The sequence below is a fragment of the Viridibacterium curvum genome, from assembly GCF_039544165.1.
Taxonomy (GTDB): domain Bacteria; phylum Pseudomonadota; class Gammaproteobacteria; order Burkholderiales; family Rhodocyclaceae; genus Viridibacterium; species Viridibacterium curvum.
This window is the reverse complement of sequence record NZ_BAABLD010000022.1, coordinates 1-1,545: the sequence shown is the minus strand read 5'-3', so window position 1 is coordinate 1,545 and position 1,545 is coordinate 1. Positions and strand designations below refer to the sequence as shown.

General features: G+C 50.0%; 2 protein-coding genes. Both read left to right on the top strand.

All coding sequences use genetic code 11. The features are described from left to right. The first annotated feature begins 129 nt into the window (after positions 1-129). Positions 130-960: an SDR family oxidoreductase gene (locus ABEA02_RS19895; protein WP_345534900.1), complete on the top strand. Its 831-nt coding sequence runs from the start codon at positions 130-132 to the stop codon at positions 958-960. A gap of 92 nt (positions 961-1,052) precedes the next feature. After that, complete coding sequence (locus ABEA02_RS19890) at positions 1,053-1,430, top strand: DUF4288 domain-containing protein (protein WP_345534899.1); 378 nt, start codon at positions 1,053-1,055, stop codon at positions 1,428-1,430. Positions 1,431-1,545: the final 115 nt, after the last annotated feature.

The window sequence follows — 1,545 nt, the reverse complement described above, 5'->3', positions numbered from 1 at the left end:
TCAGTCGCGGCTAACCAATCGGTCAACGGGACAGCCTGCAAGCTGCGCTTGCAGGTGCCCTCCGCGCTTCGCGCTCCGGCTGCCCCTTACCTCAAACGTTAGCCGTTTTCCTTAGACACGACACCACATATGAGTAAAGTATGTTTAGTAACAGGCGCATCTCGTGGAATTGGTCGCGCGACTGTCGAGCATCTATCCGGTTTGGGATACACCGTCTACGCCGGAGTACGGGAGTCGCGTGAAAAAAATGAAGCGGCTGCAAGCGAGTTACGAAAAATATGCCGTGTAATTGATCTTGACGTTACCTGCACCCAGTCAGTCGATGACGCAGTCAAATCAATCCTCGATAGCACCAACAGGCTTGACGCTGTTGTCAACAATGCAGGTTATGGCCTTTGGGGCGCCGCTGAAGAAATAGACATCGAAGCCGCTCAACGGCTTTTCGATGTTAATTTCTTTGGCTGTCTTCGCGTTTCAAAAGCAGCTATTCCCATCATGCGTAATCAGGGTGACGGGGTCATAGTCCAAGTAAGTTCAATCAGTGGCAGAGTTGTCGGCCCTCTTTATGGAATGTATCAAGCCTCTAAACACGCACTTGAAGCCATGTCCGAAGCTATGGCATATGAGCTTGGCCACTTTGGCGTGAGAGTCGTGCTCGTTGAACCGGGTAACGTTGATACAAATTGCACAGTTGAGTTTGCTCCCGCACTCTTGGAAGGAAGGAGCTACTACCAAGAGCTTATGAGCCGGCTGAACGAAGCCCGAAAAGGAATTACCCCTAAGCGAAGTACTGCTAACGATGTCGCGCTGACCATCACGTCAGCGATTGAAAATAGGTCAAGCCCCCTTCGGCTTTTGGTGGGTGATGATGCCTATACATTGGATGCCCAAAGAAGAGCATTGCCAGACGCGGAGTTCTCCAATTGGCTGTGGAAAGAAAAACTAAAGGTCGAGTGGTGATCGAACCAACGGCTAACAATTCAATCCAGGGGACTGCCAGCAAGCTGGCATCCCCTGATCTCAAACGTTAGACCGTTCAGCGATCAGCACCTATGGCATACGACAAGAACGTCTCCCCAGTTGGCTGGTATTTGGGTTCTTACTTGCTCAGGTTCATTGAGCTAGATGATGCAGATCGAAACGATCCAGAGAAGATGTTTCCATCTTGGGAGAACACCGTTCTCGTCAAAGCTGCATCTTTAGAGGCTGCGTATTCGAAAGTGGAGAAAATTGGAAAGCAAAACTCCAAGCCATACCGCGGCGGCCCAGAAGGCGTAAAAGTTAAGTGGGAGTATCTTGGGGTCACCGAAATTCTTCCAATCTATGAGGAGATCGCTGACGGTGCAGAGATCGCATGGGCAGATCGCGCTCCTCGCAAACTAAAAAATCTACAGCAATGGGTCCGACCCAAGAGTGCGATTCGACAATGAGAACAACACGGCGCAGTCTCAACGTTGAAGTGCAACGATCATCTGGAACCATAATAAATCTCCTTCGGGGTTTTGAACTGGTGTCTTTTTCTCGGTCGGGTATTTAATTCGTTAG